This is a genomic window from Rhodobacteraceae bacterium M385, assembly GCA_025141835.1.
GTDB lineage: Bacteria > Pseudomonadota > Alphaproteobacteria > Rhodobacterales > Rhodobacteraceae > Gymnodinialimonas.
The window spans coordinates 1,574,300-1,591,428 of record CP081102.1 but is presented as its reverse complement, the minus strand read 5'-3'; the positions used below and the strand labels follow the sequence as shown (position 1 = coordinate 1,591,428).

18 protein-coding genes and 1 tRNA gene are annotated in these 17,129 nt (G+C 61.9%); 16 read left to right on the top strand and 3 right to left on the bottom strand.

The window, feature by feature from the left end:
• The first annotated feature begins 51 nt into the window (after positions 1-51).
• A complete protein-coding gene (gene tyrS, locus K3728_07795) occupies positions 52-1,299 on the top strand; it encodes a tyrosine--tRNA ligase (protein ID UWQ97483.1) in 1,248 nt (415 codons plus the stop codon).
• Between the two features lie 80 nt (positions 1,300-1,379).
• Entirely contained in the window at positions 1,380-2,306 is a 927-nt protein-coding gene (locus K3728_07790) for a GNAT family N-acetyltransferase (protein ID UWQ97109.1), read from the top strand.
• Positions 2,307-2,325: 19 nt separating this feature from the next.
• On the opposite strand, the gene K3728_07785 is transcribed toward K3728_07790, so the two are convergent.
• Positions 2,326-3,048: a GNAT family N-acetyltransferase gene (locus tag K3728_07785; protein UWQ97108.1), complete on the bottom strand. Its 723-nt coding sequence runs from the start codon at positions 3,046-3,048 to the stop codon at positions 2,326-2,328.
• A gap of 116 nt (positions 3,049-3,164) precedes the next feature.
• Complete coding sequence (locus K3728_07780; GenBank protein UWQ97107.1) at positions 3,165-3,638, bottom strand: outer membrane protein assembly factor BamE; 474 nt, start codon at positions 3,636-3,638, stop codon at positions 3,165-3,167.
• Between the two features lie 211 nt (positions 3,639-3,849).
• Between K3728_07780 and K3728_07775 the strand changes: the two genes are divergently transcribed.
• The 10 genes from K3728_07775 (at position 3,850) to K3728_07730 (ending at position 12,463) form a co-directional block, all read left to right on the top strand.
• Positions 3,850-4,401 carry a DUF177 domain-containing protein gene (locus K3728_07775; protein ID UWQ97106.1) on the top strand — a complete coding sequence of 184 codons (552 nt, stop codon included), beginning with the start codon at positions 3,850-3,852 and terminating at the stop codon, positions 4,399-4,401.
• 233 nt (positions 4,402-4,634) lie between these two features.
• Positions 4,635-4,838 carry a 50S ribosomal protein L32 gene (rpmF, locus tag K3728_07770; GenBank protein ID UWQ97105.1) on the top strand — a complete coding sequence of 68 codons (204 nt, stop codon included), beginning with the start codon at positions 4,635-4,637 and terminating at the stop codon, positions 4,836-4,838.
• A 31-nt stretch (positions 4,839-4,869) separates the two neighbouring features.
• Positions 4,870-5,967 (top strand): phosphate acyltransferase PlsX, encoded by a 1,098-nt coding sequence (gene plsX / locus K3728_07765; GenBank protein UWQ97104.1) that lies wholly within the window; start codon positions 4,870-4,872, stop codon positions 5,965-5,967.
• Positions 5,964-6,944 (top strand): ketoacyl-ACP synthase III, encoded by a 981-nt coding sequence (locus K3728_07760; protein ID UWQ97103.1) that lies wholly within the window; start codon positions 5,964-5,966, stop codon positions 6,942-6,944. Before plsX ends, K3728_07760 begins: the two co-directional genes overlap by 4 nt.
• Before the next feature lie 96 nt (positions 6,945-7,040).
• A complete protein-coding gene (gene ihfA, locus K3728_07755) occupies positions 7,041-7,343 on the top strand; it encodes an integration host factor subunit alpha (GenBank protein ID UWQ97102.1) in 303 nt (100 codons plus the stop codon).
• A 111-nt stretch (positions 7,344-7,454) separates the two neighbouring features.
• Positions 7,455-8,243, top strand: a complete 789-nt coding sequence (locus K3728_07750) for a MerR family transcriptional regulator (GenBank protein ID UWQ97101.1) — start codon at positions 7,455-7,457, stop codon at positions 8,241-8,243.
• A gap of 59 nt (positions 8,244-8,302) precedes the next feature.
• A tRNA-Pro gene (locus K3728_07745) sits at positions 8,303-8,379 on the top strand.
• Positions 8,380-8,453: 74 nt separating this feature from the next.
• On the top strand, positions 8,454-9,539 hold the full coding sequence (locus K3728_07740; GenBank protein ID UWQ97100.1) for a 2'-deoxycytidine 5'-triphosphate deaminase: 1,086 nt from the start codon (positions 8,454-8,456) through the stop codon (positions 9,537-9,539).
• Between the two features lie 226 nt (positions 9,540-9,765).
• Positions 9,766-11,097, top strand: coding sequence for a Xaa-Pro peptidase family protein (locus K3728_07735; protein UWQ97099.1), 1,332 nt, complete (start codon positions 9,766-9,768; stop codon positions 11,095-11,097).
• Between the two features lie 133 nt (positions 11,098-11,230).
• Positions 11,231-12,463, top strand: a complete 1,233-nt coding sequence (locus K3728_07730) for a bifunctional alpha/beta hydrolase/OsmC family protein (protein ID UWQ97482.1) — start codon at positions 11,231-11,233, stop codon at positions 12,461-12,463.
• Here the strand turns inward: K3728_07730 and K3728_07725 are convergent.
• Positions 12,420-12,896: an Lrp/AsnC family transcriptional regulator gene (locus tag K3728_07725; protein ID UWQ97098.1), complete on the bottom strand. Its 477-nt coding sequence runs from the start codon at positions 12,894-12,896 to the stop codon at positions 12,420-12,422. The two genes, K3728_07730 and K3728_07725, sit on opposite strands and share 44 nt — an antisense overlap.
• Before the next feature lie 141 nt (positions 12,897-13,037).
• Between K3728_07725 and cysG the strand changes: the two genes are divergently transcribed.
• Genes cysG through K3728_07705 form a run of 4 tightly spaced genes read left to right on the top strand, consistent with a single transcriptional unit; the run spans position 13,038 to position 17,123 of the window.
• Positions 13,038-14,432, top strand: a complete 1,395-nt coding sequence (gene cysG / locus K3728_07720; protein UWQ97097.1) for a siroheme synthase CysG — start codon at positions 13,038-13,040, stop codon at positions 14,430-14,432.
• Complete coding sequence (locus K3728_07715) at positions 14,432-14,755, top strand: DUF2849 domain-containing protein (GenBank protein UWQ97096.1); 324 nt, start codon at positions 14,432-14,434, stop codon at positions 14,753-14,755. Before cysG ends, K3728_07715 begins: the two co-directional genes overlap by 1 nt.
• A 3-nt stretch (positions 14,756-14,758) precedes the next feature.
• Positions 14,759-16,420: a nitrite/sulfite reductase gene (locus K3728_07710; protein ID UWQ97095.1), complete on the top strand. Its 1,662-nt coding sequence runs from the start codon at positions 14,759-14,761 to the stop codon at positions 16,418-16,420.
• Positions 16,410-17,123: a phosphoadenylyl-sulfate reductase gene (locus K3728_07705; GenBank protein UWQ97094.1), complete on the top strand. Its 714-nt coding sequence runs from the start codon at positions 16,410-16,412 to the stop codon at positions 17,121-17,123. Before K3728_07710 ends, K3728_07705 begins: the two co-directional genes overlap by 11 nt.
• Positions 17,124-17,129: the final 6 nt, after the last annotated feature.

Genomic DNA, 17,129 nt, shown 5'->3' with positions numbered 1-17,129 from the left:
CCTCATCCGCGCCGCATCCCGGCCATGCGTTTACTCTGGACCTATCCCACCATGACCTACCAGCCCAAATCCGATTTCCTGCACACCATTATCGAGCGCGGCTTTCTCGCCGATTGCACCGATTTGCAGAGCCTTGACGAAGCGCTATTGGAAGGGCCGCTGACCGCCTATATCGGCTATGATGCCACGGCAAAATCGCTGCATGTGGGGCATTTGCTTAACGTGATGCTGCTGCGCTGGTGGCAGAAGACGGGCAACCGCCCGCTGACCTTGATGGGCGGCGGCACCACGAAAGTAGGCGACCCCAGCTTCCGCGCCGATGAGCGCCCTTTGCTAGGGCCAGAACAGATCGACGCCAATATCGAGGGCATGGGCCGCGTGTTCGCCCGCTACCTTGATTACGGCGATGGCAAAGCGATGATGCTCAACAACGCGGAATGGCTGGACGAGCTGAACTACCTCGACTTCCTGCGCGACATCGGGCGGCACTTCAGCGTCAACCGGATGCTCAGCTTTGAATCGGTGAAGTCGCGGCTGGATCGGGAGCAATCGCTCAGCTTCCTCGAATTCAACTACATGATCCTGCAAGCCTATGATTTTCTTGAGCTTAGCCGTCGCCATGACTGCCTGTTGCAGATGGGCGGCAGCGACCAATGGGGCAATATCGTTAACGGTATCGACCTGACGCGCCGGGTCATCGACAAAGAGATTTTCGGCCTGACGACGCCGCTTTTGACGACGTCAGACGGGCGCAAGATGGGCAAGTCCCAAGGCGGCGCGATCTGGCTGAACGGTGACATGTTGAGCCCCTACGAGTTCTGGCAATTCTGGCGCAACACGACCGATGCTGATGTGGGCCGTTTCCTGAAGCTCTACACCGAATTGCCGGTGGCTGAATGCGACCGTCTGGGCGCCCTTGAAGGGGCCGAGATTAACGCCGCGAAGGTGATCCTCGCCAATGAAGTCACGACCCTGCTGCATGGTGCCGAGGCCGCGCAGGCCGCTGAGGCGACCTCTAAGGAGGTGTTTGAGAAGGGCGGCACGGGCGACGATCTGCCAACGCTGACGCTGAGCGCAGCTGATCTGGGCGACGGTATTTCCATCGCACAGCTTATCACCCGCTCGGGCCTTGCGAAATCCGGCAAGGACGCCAAACGCCTGATCGCCGAAGGCGGCGCGCGGATGAATGACGCCGCCGTTACCGACGCGGGCCTGATGATCGCGGCCAGCGATTTGGCGGAACCGATCAAGCTGAGCGCGGGCAAAAAGCGCCACGCGTTGGTGGTCTTGGAGGGCTAAGGCCCATCTGAAATGATGCGGGGCGGGAAATTGGGCGGCGTTAACCAATAGTTTAGGGAATCATCGCAAATGTTCTCCCTATGTTCGACGCACAACCAGAGATCTCGCCTTTCGCCTCGCCCCCGATCAGGGGTGAATTTGTCCCCTTGCAGCAGAGCCCGATTTGGCTCGCGGCCACGCGGCTGTTGGGCAGCGACGCGGAGATGGCTGAACTGGGCAATTGCCGGGCGCTGATCCTGCGGCGACGGCTGCGGCTTGTGGGGGATATCGCCCTGTTATCGCGGGCAAATTTGCAAATTACTCAGGCCGAAGCGGTAAAGTTGCGCGACCGGGTGAAGGCCAAGCACCTGGTTGTGAATGCCGAAACCGCCCAGGACGCCCGCGCGCTTTCTGCCGCCGGGTTCCACCGCATTTTTGCCCCACGGGTGATTGCTAACCTGCCGCTTGATCCCTCGGCCGACGTGATGGCAGCGCGGCTGAACCAGAAGTGGCGAAACAGGTTGCGCCATGGGCAATCTCAAGGCCTCGTCATCCGCCGCCGCCCCATGCCGCCGGACAAGAACTTTTGGCTGTTCAAGGCAGAGGCGGTGCAATCCCTGCGCAAGTGGTATCAACCCCTCGCGCCGGAAATGGTCGCCGCAATGGCCGCGTGCAAACCCGGCGCGGCGCAGGTGTTTACGGCCTACCACATGGGCCGCCGCGTCGCCGCCATGCTGTTTTTGCGCCATTGCTCTGCTGCTACCTATCAAATTGGGTGGAGCAACGCCGATGGGCGAAAGATGTCCGCAGGCCCCGCGCTGATGTGGCGGGCAATGGTCGAATTGCAGGCCATGGGGACGGAACAAATTGATCTGGGCGCGGCTGACAAAAGCCTGGCCCCCGGCTTGGCGCACTTCAAACGCGGCACGGGGGCCGAGTTGCGCGAACTAGGCGGCACCTGGCTCGATACCGCTTGGACAAGGCGCAAACCCCGCGCCCTGCCCACGCCCGCCCTCATGGCACGCTAGGCGGCCAGCACCCCGCGCCCTACCCCGCCAACTTGCGCAGCAAACGCGCGCGCGCTGGCGGCACCGCGCTAATCTCCAGCCCCGTGAACACATGAAGCGTATCCATATGCCGATCAATCACCGCATGGTCGCTGACCCACCCCCCCATCAGAAGATAGGTGCGCAGAAGCGGTGGCATGGCGGCTTGCGCCGCGCGAAGGTCCGGCTTGCGCCGCAACCGAGAGGCAAACTTGAAGACCGAGGGCGCTTTCACCCGGGGCAGCCACCGCTTTGGGGCCAAGTGCCTGTCACGCAATAGGGCAAAGGCATCGTAATAATCCCGCGCCTGTGTGCCGTGGAAAGAGGAACAGCCAAACAACATCTCCACCCCCTGGGCATCGACATAGGCGGTCATAGCCCCCCAGGCGACGCGCAGGATGTCGGGATCAAGACGATCGGGGTCGATGCAAAACCGGCCCATCTCCACCATCGGGCCGGTGAAATTGGCCAAGGCGGAGAGCTCGTAGAATTGGGCCGAATAGCTGCGCTCGATCTCGGCGCCGCTGTCCAGATGCAGAAGCCGGAAGCAACACACCACTGCCCCGTCGCGAAGATCTTCGACCAGCATATGGGCGCAGGTGGCATCAAACGGATCAACAGTATCGGCCCGGAACGCCCGCTCGCGCAATGCCCGCGCGGCGGCATAATCGGCGTCACCGTCGGCCATACGCGCGACATAGCGCCCGTTGCGAAGTGTCTGCATCGGCTCGCTCCTGAACCCAACATCACGAGAGACTGCCAAAGGCGCGCCCGCGAACCGCCGTCATGCGGCGCTCGTTTCCACGATGATGTGCAGACCCGCGCCGCAGCGCAAGGGGGTTAACCGCCGATGTCGCCCAGATTGATTCTGCCGAAGTTCGACAAGATCGACCGCAGGAACGAGATATCGCGCACCGAGCTTTCGGTCACGCGGCGCGACAGCTGCACCAACTGGCCATCTTCCAGCCCGAAGCGCTCAATATTCGTGACCCGGCCTGCATCGCTAAAGGAAATCGCCACGATGTCACGCTCGATCACTTCGGGGGCGTTATAGGTGTAATTGCGCACACGGTATTGGGTGTAGAACCACGCCTCATCGCGCATCACGCCGCCGGTGCCGGGGGAACCAGCGATTTCGGCCACCTGCTCACGGGAGGTGCCAATGCCGATTTCCGACAGCACGTCGGGCGGCGGCACATAGCCGTGGTTGGTAAACGTGGCCGAACACGCGGCCAAACCGCCTGCAAGGGCCAAGCCGAAGCCAGCGCGTCTGATCGCGGGGCCGAAGGCGGAGAAGAAAGACTGACGCATCACGAATGGTCCTGCCTGAACATGCTCTGTGGCCCCATCGGGGGCTCTCGTTGGGCCCGGAATGCACACGGCAAACTGGACGGAGACACCGTACACGACTTGCGAACGCACACGAAGCTGAATATCGGCTTAACGCAGGGGCGCGCTTGGGGCAAGCAAAGCCCCCTCACCTTCTGTCCCCGCCCCAAGGAATTTGAAGCCGGAGGCCCTTATCATGTCCGAAGTTCTGGCCCTCGCGCGGTTGGGCCGCGCCAGCGACACCACATTTACGTTGGAACCCGACGCCGACGCGCGCAAGCGCATCGCGGACGATCTGTCCCTTCTTGGACTGCGGAAAGTGCGCCTGACAGGCACCGCAACGCCCGTTGGCAAAAACGACTGGCACCTGAAAGCCACCCTGGGCGCGACCGCCGTGCAGGAATGCGTCGTCACGCTGGCACCGGTCACCACCCGCATCGACACTGAAGTGGTGCGCAATTACGTCGCCGATATGCCGGTGCCCACCGAGGAAGATTTCGAGATCCCCGAAGACGACACGGTCGAACCTTTGCCGCAAAGAGTCGTCCTTGAAGACCTGTTAATCGAGGCTTTGGCCCTTGCTTTGCCTGATTATCCCCGTGCCGAGGGCGTCGAATTGGGGGAGGCACTTTTCGCCGCCCCCGGCGTGCAACCGATGACCGATCAGGACGCCAAGCCCCTTGCGGGCCTCGCCGCACTCCGCGATAAGCTGGAGAAGGGTGAAAACGACCCTGAAAAAGAAGACTAAATGCAGGTCACCCATTGCTCTGAGCGGCATTGGGGAATAGGGCTTGCATGGCTGCGGAATCAGAGTATGTTCCCGGCCTCATTCGCACCCCGGTTTTGATGTCGCCTGGGCCTTGCCGCGAACCATCGCGCAAGACTTAGATCCGGCACCGAAGATATCGGAACGCGAGCCGAATTTAGATAGAGACGCAAGGCCCACCATGGGCGGCGCGGTCCCAAACCCGAGGTTGTGACATGGCTGTCCCCAAGAGTAAGATCACGCGCTCCAAGCGCGGAATGCGTCGCGCACATGATGCGTTGGTAGCGGCAAACCCTAACGAATGCCCTTCCTGCGGCGAGCTGAAGCGCCCGCATCACGTTTGCCCATCGTGCGGCGTGTACAACGAGCGTGACGTTGTCGTTCAAGACGAAGTCGATCTCGACGAAGACGCGGCCTAACTGCCGCCTGACCTAAGGCGGGCCGGATTACATGAGCGATGGTGCAGCGTTAACGGAAGGTGCGGTGGGTCACACCGTTTTGTCCATTGACGCTATGGGGGGCGATCTAGGCCCTAGCGCTGTCGTTTCCGGCCTGTCTCAAGCTGCCGCTCAAAGCCCGCAGTTGCGCTTCATCGTGCACGGCGACGGGCCCGAGCTTGAGCGCCTGATCGCCAAAAAGCGCGGATTATCCGACATTTGCGAGATCCGGCACGCCAAAGGCGTGGTCACTATGGACGCCAAGCCGTCCCATGTGATGCGCAATGGCAAAGACACCTCCATGTGGTCAACGATCGAAGCCGTGCGCGCGGGCGAAGCCTCGGTCGCGGTGTCGTGTGGCAACACGGGCGCGTTGATGGCGATTTCAATGATCCGGCTGCGCAAGCTGGAAGGCGTGAACCGTCCCGCGATTGCCTGCCTCTGGCCCTCGCGCAACCCCTCTGGGTTCAATGTGATGCTGGATGTGGGCGCCGATATTCGCGCCGATGCCGAAGATTTGCTGCAATACGCGCTGATGGGCGCCAGCTATGCCCGCAACGGATTGGACCTTGTGCGCCCCCGGATCGGCTTGCTGAATGTGGGCACCGAAGAGCATAAGGGCCGGGCCGAATTGAAGGTCGCAGCCGAGCTGATTGACCGTGTCGCCCCGGCAGCGGATTTCGAATTTGTGGGTTTTGTGGAAGGGGGCGACCTGCCCTCGGACCGAGTTGATGTCATCGTAACCGACGGCTTTACCGGCAACGTCGCCCTGAAAACCGGCGAAGGCACCGCCCGCCTGATCCGAGAGCTTTTGACAGAAGCCTTCAAGAAAACGCCCTTTTCGCGCATCGCCGCGCTGTTGGCCTACACTTCCCTGCGCCGCTTGGTGAAGCGAATCGACCCCCGCCGGGTGAACGGCGGCGTATTTCTGGGCCTGAACGGCACCGTAGTGAAATCCCACGGCTCCGCCGACCCAACCGGCGTGGCAGCGGCGATTTTGCTGGCCGCGCAGCTTTCCGCTACCGGTTTCCACAAACGTCTGGCCGCGCGCATCGCCCAATCCGAGGCCGCCGCCACCCAAGCCATCCAACAAGAGGGGTCCTCCGAATGACAATCCGCGCGGTTCCCGTTGGCATTGGCCACTACCTGCCTGAACGCGTTGTTCCCAACGCCGAATTTGAGGCGATGGAAGGCTTGGAAACCACGGACGAGTGGATCAAATCCCGCTCGGGGATCGAGCGGCGTCATTTCGCGGCCGAAGGTGAAACGACCAGCCAGATGGCCGTCGCCGCAGCCCAAAACGCCCTGCGTCACGCGGGGTTGGAGGCCGATGACATCGACGCAATCGTCGTGGCCACCTCGACCCCTGACCTCACCTTTCCGTCCGTCGCCACCATGGTGCAGGCGGGTTTGGGCATGACGGGGGGATTCGCCTTCGATGTGCAGGCCGTCTGCGCCGGATTTGTCTATGCGCTGGCAAATGCCAATGCGCTGGTGGTCTCGGGCCAAGCCAAGCGCGTTTTGGTGATCGGCGCCGAAACCTTCAGCCGAATCATGGACTGGACGGACCGCACCACCTGCGTACTGTTCGGCGACGGCGCAGGCGCACTAATCTTGGAGGCACGCGAAGAAGCAGGCACTTCCGACGATCATGGCGTGCTCGCCACGGACTTGAACTCCGACGGTTCCTACCGCGATCTGCTCTACGTGGATGGCGGCGTGTCCAGTACCGGCACCACCGGCGTGCTGAAGATGCAGGGCAAGGAAGTTTTCCGCCATGCCGTTGAAAAGCTTACGAAAACCGCCGGATCAGCGTTGGAAAAAGCAGGCGTGAGCTTGGATGATGTGGATTGGGTTGTGCCCCATCAGGCCAACATTCGCATCATCTCGGGCACCATGAAGAAGTTCGGCCTGCCGATGGAGCAATGCATCGTCACGGTGCAAGACCACGGCAACACCTCGGCCGCGTCGATTCCCTTGGCGATGTCTGTGGGTGTCCATGACGGACGCATCAAGCCCGGCGATCTGCTGGTGACAGAGGCCATCGGCGGCGGCCTTGCTTGGGGTTCTGTCGTGCTTCGTTGGTAGGCGCCCAGGCGCCGGTGAAACGACGCCGTGCAACACACTGGATTGACTAAATAAACCGCATAATTCATCCTGCCCCTCAAACAGGGGGACAGAAGTATGTCGGCAAAGACTTTGACGCGCATGGACCTGAGCGAAGCGGTGTTTCGCGAAGTGGGTTTGTCGCGCAACGAAAGCGCACAATTGGTGGAACGTGTATTGGAGATGATGTCCGATGCGCTGGTGGATGGCGAACAGGTAAAGATCTCGTCGTTCGGGACTTTTTCGGTCCGCTCCAAAACGGCCCGCGTCGGCCGCAACCCAAAGACAGGTGAAGAAGTGCCGATCAGCCCGCGCCGCGTGCTGACATTCCGGCCTTCGCACCTGATGAAAGATCGCGTCGCCGCGGGCAACCGCAGCTAAAGCGACCCATGCCGCGCATTGCCTCGTCAGAGGGCAAGCAGGCAGCAGAGGCACAGAAATGCAGCGCCCCACCCACGGCGGGAAGGGGCGTTGGAGCAGAGGACATGAGACATGGCCAAATCCGCCCAAGCCTTCCGCACGATCCGCGAAGTCGCTGATTGGCTCGATGTGGCTGCCCACGTCCTGCGCTTTTGGGAATCGAAGTTTCCACAAATCAAACCTGTGAAACGTGCCGGGGGGCGGCGCTACTACCGCCCTGCCGATATGGAACTTGTGGGCGGCATCAAGGTGCTTCTCCACGACCGTGGCCTGACGATCCGGGGCGTTCAGAAAATGATCTCTGACGAAGGTCTGGCTGCCGTCACGGCGCTGTCGCCCTCCGTGGACACGTTCATTTCCGAGGGCGACTTGGTCGAGCAAAGCGCCAGCGACGCTTGGGCCGAAGATGCCACCGCCGAGGCCAATACCCCGGCGGAAACAGCCCCCGAAGCGCCCGCTTCCGAAGAGCTGGCCACAGCCGAGATCACAGCCCCCCCGCAAGACGAAGCGCCAGCACAAGACGAAGAACCAGCACAAGAAGGCGACGCTCAAGAAGACGGCGCGCAGGAAGCCCCCACACCAGACGAAGATGCGCCGGAAGTTATTGATTTTCCAAAACAAACACCTGCAAACAGCCCCGCACCATCGGATACCACAGGCTCACCCGCCTTCCCCGAACAGGATCGCCCGTCCCCGCCGCCCTCTGCCGCCATACCGCAATCAGACCCCACCGAAGGCCCCCTCGGCACCTTGGCAAGCCTGTCGCGCCTTTCCCCGGACCAAGTCGCCCGCTTCGCCCCGCAAATCGCCGCGTTGGCGCAACTGCGCGACCGCATGGCGCAGCCTGCCGACGCAAGTTAACAGGCAACTGCGAACAGCCCCTTGCGCCGCCCCCAGAAATCCTTAGAAGGACCGTCAGTCGGGCTATGGCGCAGCCTGGTAGCGCGTCCGTCTGGGGGACGGAAGGTCGCAGGTTCGAGTCCTGCTAGCCCGACCATTTAAACCGCTCTACCTCCCTGCCATCTCTTTGAATTGCTGTACGGCGCCCCTGCGCGTAGAAGCGTCGGCATTATGACTGATTCCCCCTCTTCCAGCGCCCAGGGCGTCCTCCCCGATCACGCGATCTCCGCGATGATCGCCAGCGGTGCCATCACCGCCTCCCCCGCAATCCCGGCCGAGCAGATCCAGCCTGCCAGCCTTGACCTGCGGCTCGGGACGAAAGCCTACCGCGTGCGCGCCTCCTTCCTGACCGGCGTAGGCAAAACCGTGGCCGCCCGCCTGCCCGAATTTACCATGCACGAAATGGACCTTCGCCCCGGCGCCGTGCTGGAAAAAGGCTGCGTCTATGTCGTGCCGTTGATGGAGGGGCTCTCCCTCCCCGCCGACATCACCGCCGTGTGTAACGCCAAATCCTCCACCGGACGCGTCGATTGCTTGACCCGTGTGATCGCCGACGGTGGTGTCGAGTTTGACCGTATTCCCGCCGGCTACACCGGCCCGCTCTATGCGGAAATCTGCCCCCGCTCCTTCTCCGTCAAGATCGAGCCCGGCCTGCGCCTCAACCAAATCCGCTTCCGCCGTGGCCAAGCCGTCCTTACCGACCCCGCCCTCCAGGCGCGCCACGCCCAAACGCCACTGGTCGATCAAACGCCCCTGATCGATGATGGTTTGGGCTTCTCCGTCGATCTCTCCCCCACCGACACAACCCTTGTCGGCTACCGGGCCAAACCCCACGCGGGCGTCATCGACCTCACCCAAATCGGCACCCATAAAACCGCCGACTTCTGGGAGGAAATCCACAGCGACAACGGCCAAATCATCCTCGACCCCGGCGCGTTCTACATCCTCGTGAGCCGTGAAGCCGTGACGATTCCCCCCGATTGCGCTGCCGAAATGGCGCCCTATCTGGCCATGGTCGGTGAATTTCGCGTCCACTACGCAGGCTTCTTCGACCCCGGCTTCGGTCACGGCATTCCCGCCCGCGGCGTCCTTGAAGTGCGCTGCCACGAAGCCCCCTTCGTCCTAGAACACGGCCAGACCGTGGGCCGCCTTGTCTACGAGACCATGGCAAGCGCCCCCGCCCAACTCTATGGCACCGACATCGCCTCCAACTACCAAGGCCAGGGCCTGAAACTCTCCAAACACTTCAAATCCTGAAGCGCGCTCCCCTGTTCATCTTGGCCAATACACCTCTGGGGAGTCTGCGCCCCCGGGGCGCAGACGGGGCAAAGCCCCCCTTTTCGCGCTTCAGCGCATAGAATAACTGCTCGCGCAGCCGCATTGTCTCCCCCTGCCAATGTCCATTTCCGACCCCTTCACGCCGCGAATTGACACGCGCGCGCCCCTCCCCCCGCGCCACGCTAGGCAGTGAAGGGAGCGTACAATGACCCAAGCCTACCGCCGCGAGGTCCGCAAAATCGACCCAACCAAGGGCGCCATGCTACCCGATGGCACCGCCAACGATCACGATCGGATCGAGATCGGCCCCACCGCCCTCGCCTACGCAGAGTGGGAAGCCGCCGGCCTCACCCTCCCCAACCTGCAAAACCTGCGCGAATATCGCCTGTCGCGCCTTGTCGCCCAGTTACACGAACGCGACCTCGCAGGCGTGCTGATGACCGATCCCCTCAACATCCGCTACGCGACTGACGCCACCAACATGCAGCTTTGGAACACCCATAACCCATTCCGCGCCTGCCTTGTCTGCGCCGACGGCCACATGGTGCTTTGGGAATACAAGAACGCGCCGTTTCTGGCCGATCACAACCCCTTGGTGCGCGAAGTTCGCTCGGGCGCGTCGATGTTCTACTTCTCTACCGGGGACCGGGGCGAACAGGTGGCAGAGACCTTCAGCGCCGAAGTGGCCGAGCTTCTGCAAACCCACGCTGGCGCAAATAACCGCCTCGCCGTTGATAAAATCATGCTCCACGGTGCAAAGGCGCTCGAGTCGCGCGGCCTCGTCCTGTCCGACGGGGAACTCGTCACCGAACACGCCCGCAAGATCAAATGCGCCGACGAAATCCTCGCCATGCGCTGCGCAGTTGATGCGTGCCAAAAGTCCCTGCAAGCGATGGAAAACGCCATCGCGCCGGGAAAATCCGAGGATGAGATTTGGGCGGTTCTTCATGCAGAGAACATCAAACGCGGCGGGGAATGGATTGAAACGCGCCTTTTCTCCAGCGGCCCGCGCACTAATCCCTGGTTTCAGGAATGCGGCCCCCGCACCTTACTTCCTAATGAAATCAGCGCTTTGGATACGGACCTGATTGGGTGCTACGGGCTTTGCGTGGACATTTCGCGCACGTGGTGGACCGGCCCCGGCAAGCCCCGCCCCGATATGATCGAGGCGATGCAGCACGCCCATGAACACATTATGGAGAACATGGAACGGCTTAAACCCGGCCGCTCGATCAATGATCTCGTCCATAACAGTCACAAGCTGGCCGACAAGTATTGGGCGCGGAAATACTCCTGCCAGATGCACGGCGTGGGCCTGTGTGATGAATGGCCCCATGTGGGCTACCCCGACCACCACCACGACGATGCGTTCGATTACGAGCTGGAACCCGGCATGATGCTTTGCGTGGAAGCGTTGGTGGGCGAAGATGACGGCGATTTCTGCATCAAGTTGGAAGATCAGGTGCTTATCACCGACGACGGGTTTGAGAACCTGACCACCTACCCCTTCGACGCGGCCCTGATGGGCCAAACCTAGGGCGGGCCGTTCCAACTGCGGGGATCACGCCATTAGCACACCATAGCACAGACCCGTGAGCGTTCTGACACATGGCTTGCGGCACAAGGGCCCAAACCCACATGTTCGTCATGACAGAAGGGACATGACGACAATGCAAACGGAACGCTTCACTTTTCCCGGCCACGCCGGTGATCTTCTTGCCGCACGGCTCGACCTGCCCGATGGCCCGCATCTGGCCACCGCGCTGCTGGCCCATTGCTTTACCTGTGGCAAAGACATCGCCGCCGCGCGTCGGATTGCAGCGCGTCTGGCAGAACAGGGCATTGCCGTTTTGCGCTTTGATTTCACCGGACTTGGCCATTCCAAGGGCGAGTTCGAGAACACGTCGTTCACATCAAACGCCGCCGATCTTGTGGCCGCAGCCAATGCCTTGGCAGACCGGGACATGGCCCCGGCACTTCTGATCGGTCATTCCCTTGGCGGAGCAGCGGTGTTGCGGGCGGCGCGCGATATCCCCTCGGCCCAAGCGGTTGTCACCATTGGTGCGCCGTTTGACCCCGGCCATGTCACCCACAACTTCGGCGATGCCTTAGACGAGATTGCCCGCGACGGCGTGGGCGAAGTGGACCTTGGCGGGCGGCCTGTACGCATCGGCAGCGGATTCGTGGAAGACGTGAAGGCCGCCAACCTAGAAGCTGATATCGCTTCTCTCGGGAAGGCGCTTTTGGTGCTCCATGCGCCGCGCGACACCATCGTAGGCGTTGAAAACGCCACACAAATCTTTGTCGCAGCCAAGCATCCCAAAAGCTTCGTGACCCTTGATGACGCCGATCATCTGGTCTCGGATCCATGTGATGCGGAATATGCAGCCGATGTCATCGCCTCTTGGGCCGGGCGATACCTGACCCTGCGCTACCCTGCCCCGCCCATCGGTGCGCCCGAAGGTGTGACGCGCACTTCCGAGGTCGATCCCGACGGCTTTTTGCAAGACGTGATGGCCGGGCCGAAACACCATGTTTTCGCGGACGAACCTGCAAGCTACGGCGGCACAGACAAAGGGTTAACGCCTTACCAGTTCCTTGCGGCGGGCCTTGGGGCCTGCACCTCGATGACGATCCGCATGTATGCGCGGCGCAAGAAATGGCCGCTGAATCATGTGGCCGTGGACGTGACCCACAACCGTGTTCACGCCCAAGATGCAGGCGTGGAAATCGGGCCACTGGACCAATTCACCCGCGCGATCACGCTGACCGGTTCGCTGGATGAGGCGCAGCGCAAGCGGTTGTTGGAAATCGCCGACAAATGCCCCGTGCACCGGTCCCTGGAGGCCGGAGCGACTATCAAGACGGAACTGTTGCCAGAGGTAGCAGCGGCGTCGATTTGATCTCTTCCATGCTCAGAAGTGCGGTGACGTTGTAGATCCGCACTTCCGAGATCAACGCCTGATAGAATTCGTCGTAGGCGCGGGCATTGGCGACGCGCACTTTCAGGATGTAGTCGATGTCGCCGGCAAGGCGATGCGCCTCCATCACCTCGGCCCTCTCACGTAGGGTCTTGAGGAACTTGTTTTGCCAATCCGCCTCATGCTCGGACGTGCGAATTAGCACGAAGAAACAAGCCTCTAGCCCCAGTGCCTCTGCATCCAGAAGCACTGTTTGCTGGCCAATGATCCCCGCCTCTTTCATCTTCCGAATCCGGGACCACACAGGCGTCTTGGAGGACCCCACATGTTTGGCAATTTCCTCGAGCGACCGGCTGGCATCTTCCTGCAAAGCGATGAGGATTTTCCGGTCGAGGGCATCAATCTGAACAGACATTCGGGTGTCCTTCGCATTTCCAAACAGGGGTTCTGATCTGGCATGGATACAGAACAAACATCCTTACCAGCAAGCGCATACTGCCATTTTTCGGGAAAATGTCCTATCTAGAGAGGGAATTCAGCCAATGAGGTTCCTGCAATGCGCCACTTTCCGATCTTCCTAGACCTGCGCGGCCGTCGTGTCGTTCTGGCGGGCGGTGGAGAGGCCGCGCTGGCCAAGCTGCGTCTGATCCTGAAATCTGAAGCCAACGTCACCGTTTTCGCCGCTGATCCCGCGCCAGAGATTGTCGCTTGGGATGCCGAACGCAAGCTGCGCCTTGTGAAACGCGCCTTCGCGCCGGGCGATGCGCTTTGCGCTTCGCTCGCCTATGCAGCGTCAGAGGATGACGCCGAGGATTCCCGTGTTGCAGATCTTGCCCGCGCCGATGGGGCCTTGGTTAATATCGTAGACAATCTGGAAGGCTCCGCCTTCATCACCCCCGCCATTGTGGATCGGGACCCGGTCACCATCGCGATCGGCACCGAAGGCGCCGCCCCGGTTCTGGCCCGCAAGATCAAAGCCGATCTCGAGGCCAGCCTGCCCGCGTCGTTGGGGCTTCTGGCGCGGATCGGCCAAGGCTTCCGCGCGGCGGCCAATGCGCTGCCCATGGGCCGGAAGCGCCGGGAGTTTTGGTCTGACTTCTACTTCAAGAAGGGGCCCGATGCCCTTGGGAAAGAAGGTAAAGCCGGGGCAGAGCTTGCTTTGGGCGACCTGCTGATCGACCACCTCCATGGCACGCAAACCAAAGGCCGCGTTGACCTTGTGGGCGCGGGCCCCGGTGACCCGGACCTGCTGACGCTGAAGGCGCGCAAGCTTCTCGATCAAGCGGATGTGGTGATTTACGACCGCCTCGTGTCGCGCGAAATTCTGGAACTCGCCCGCCGTGAAGCCCAAATGGTTAACGTTGGTAAGAAAGGCTTCGGCCCGTCCACCAAGCAAGAAGACATCGGCGCGGCTATGGTCAAGCACGCCCGTGACGGGGCCCATGTGGTGCGCCTGAAATCTGGCGATCCCGGTGTTTACGGTCGCCTGGACGAAGAAATCGACGCGCTGGACGCGGCGGGCGTGGAATGGGGCATCGTCCCCGGCATCACCGCCGCCAATGCCGCCGCCGCCCAAATCGGCCAAAGCCTGACCAAGCGCGGGCGCAACGGTGCGATGCGGTTCCTGACCGGCCACGACGTGAAAGGCTTTGCCGAGCAGGATTGGACCAGCCTTGCCAAGCCCGGCCAAGTAGCTGCCATCTATATGGGCACCAAGGGCGCACGGTTCCTGCAAGGCCGCCTGATGATGCATGGCATCGCCCCCGACACGCCCATCACCGCGATCGAGAACGTCTCGCGGGCCGATACCCGGCTGATCGCTTCAACCATTTCTCGGCTGCCCGCCGATCTTGATGCCGCGCGGCCCGACGGCCCCGTGATCTTGATGCTTGGCCTCGCGCCACGGGCCGCTGCCGCTCAACTCCCTGCTTTGCAAGAGGAATTCGCCTGATGGCCCGCACCTTTACCCCCAAAGTCGTCACCGCAAATGCGCTTCTGGAAGGCGATGTCGTCTATTTGACAGCCCAAGGTGACTGGACCCGTATCCACGCCGAGGCCGATCTCGTCGAAGATCAAGCCACCGCAGATATCCGCCTGTTGGAAGCGCAAGCCCAAGCGCATCTGGTCGTTGGCCCCTACCTTGCCGACGCCGTCGCGGGCGACAATGGCCCCGAGCCTGTCCATTTCCGAGAGGCATTCCGCACCCGCGGCCCCTCCAACTATGTCCACGGTAAGCAAGCGGACCTTGTGTCCAGCAGCCAGCAGAAAGCCTGAACCATGTACGCCTATTCCGATTTTGACCGCGATTTCCTTGCCGAGCGTAACGCCCAGTTCCGCGCCCAAGTGGAACGTCGCATCGACGGCTCCCTGACCGAAGACGAGTTCAAGCCCCTGCGCCTCATGAACGGCCTCTACCTGCAATTGCACGCCTATATGCTACGCGTCGCCATCCCCTATGGCACCCTGAACGGTGGCCAAATGCGGCAGTTGGCGATGATCGCGGACCGGTGGGACAAGGGCTACGGCCACTTCACCACGCGCCAGAACATCCAGTACAACTGGCCCGCCCTGAAGGACGTGCCCGATATGCTGGACGCCTTGGGTGAGGTCGGGATGCACGCGATCCAGACAAGCGGCAACACGATCCGCAACGTAACAGCGGACCATTTCGCAGGCGCCGCCGCCGAAGAGGTGGCCGACCCCCGCCCCGTGGCCGAATTGATCCGCCAGTGGTCCACCGACCACCCCGAATTCCAAGCTCTGCCGCGCAAATTCAAGGTAGCGGTGACGGGCTCGGACCAGGACCGCGCGGTCACGGCAGCCCACGACATCGGCCTGCGGCTGGTGGAGCGGGACGGCGTCATCGGCGCGACGGTCCTGGTCGGTGGTGGCCTGGGACGGACACCGATGATTGGTAAGGTTCTGGCAGATTTCGTCACCTTCGACGATCTGCTGCCCTACCTGGAGGCCACCGTCGCCGTCTATAACCTGTTGGGACGCCGCGATAATAAATACAAAGCGCGGATCAAGATCACGGTCCACGAAAACGGGATCAACGAAATCCGTCGCCTTGTGGACGCGGAGTTTATCTCTCGCAAAGCCGCCTTCAACGGGGCCGACATGGCGCTGTTGCAGAAGATCAATGCCGATTTCGCCGCCCCCGAGTTCACCGAGGGCGCAGGTGATTTTGCCGACCACTACGCCGACGATCCGGTGTTCCGCAGCTTCGTGGACACCAACGCCGCCGCACATCGGCACCCGGATTACACGATCCTGACGGTCTCTCTCAAAGCCCATGGGGCCACGCCCGGTGACGCAACCAGCGACCAGATGCGGGTTCTGGCGGGCCTTGCCGAGACCTTCGCCCATGATGAGCTGCGCATCAGCCACGAGCAGAACGTGATCCTGCCCCATATGCCCAAACGCCACCTGCGGGCGGTCTTTGATGCGCTGGCCGAAGTGGGCCTTGCGACGGCGAACATCGGGCTTGCGTCCGACATCATCGCCTGCCCCGGCATGGACTACTGCGCGCTGGCCACGGCCCGCTCCATCCCCGTGGCGCAGCAAATTGCGACCCGCTTCGAAGAGCTGAAGCTGGAACACGAAGTCGGCCCCCTGAAGATCAAGATCTCGGGCTGCATCAACGCATGCGGACACCACCATGTGGGTCACATCGGCATCCTTGGCCTCGACCGGGCGGGGGTGGAGAACTACCAGATCACCCTTGGCGGTGACGGTGGCCCCGATGCCGTGATCGGCGAGCGCGCCGGACCGGGCTTTGCCTATGACCAAGTGGTGGACGCCATCGAACGGCTGGTCCGCGCCTATCTGGCAAAGCGTGAAAGCGCCGATGAAACCTTCCTGGACACTTACAAGCGCCTTGGCGCTGCCCCGTTCAAAGCCGCTCTTTACCCAGAGGTACAAGCCAATGCCGCTTAAGGAACTTGCCGAACGCCGCACCCTGCTGCACCGCGAAAGCGATGCGCAAACCGTGCTGGCCCATGCCCTTGATGATCAAGCCATCGGCCCCGTCGCCATGGTCAGCAGCTTCGGCGCCGATAGCGTCGTGCTGCTGCATATGTTGAGCGAAATCGACAAATCGGCCCCCGTGCTGTTTGTCGATACGGAATTTCTGTTCCCCGCGACCTTGACGTATCAGCGCGACGTGGCTGAACAGTTGGGCCTAAGCGATATTCGCGTCATCAAGCCTTCCCGTGAGTCGCTGCTGGAGCGCGACGTGGACGGCATCTTGCACCATTTCGACACTGACGCCTGCTGTGCCCTGCGCAAGACAGAGCCCTTGAACAAGGCCTTGGAGGGGTTTGGCGGCTGGATCACCGGCCGCAAGCGTATCCATGGCGGGGCGCGTCAATCGCTGCCGCTGTTTGAAAAGAACGGCCGTCACATCAAGGTGAACCCCTTGGCGAATTGGACGCAACCGATGGTCGCGGACTACATCACGAAGCACGACCTGCCGCGCCACCCGATGGTGGCGCAGGGTTTCCCCTCGATCGGGTGCCAGCCTTGCACAACCGCTGCGAAAGAGGGGGAAGATCCCCGCGCAGGCCGGTGGCGCGGGCAGGCCAAGACCGAATGCGGCATTCATTTCATTGACGGCGTGATGCAACGACGCGCCTCCTGATAGCTT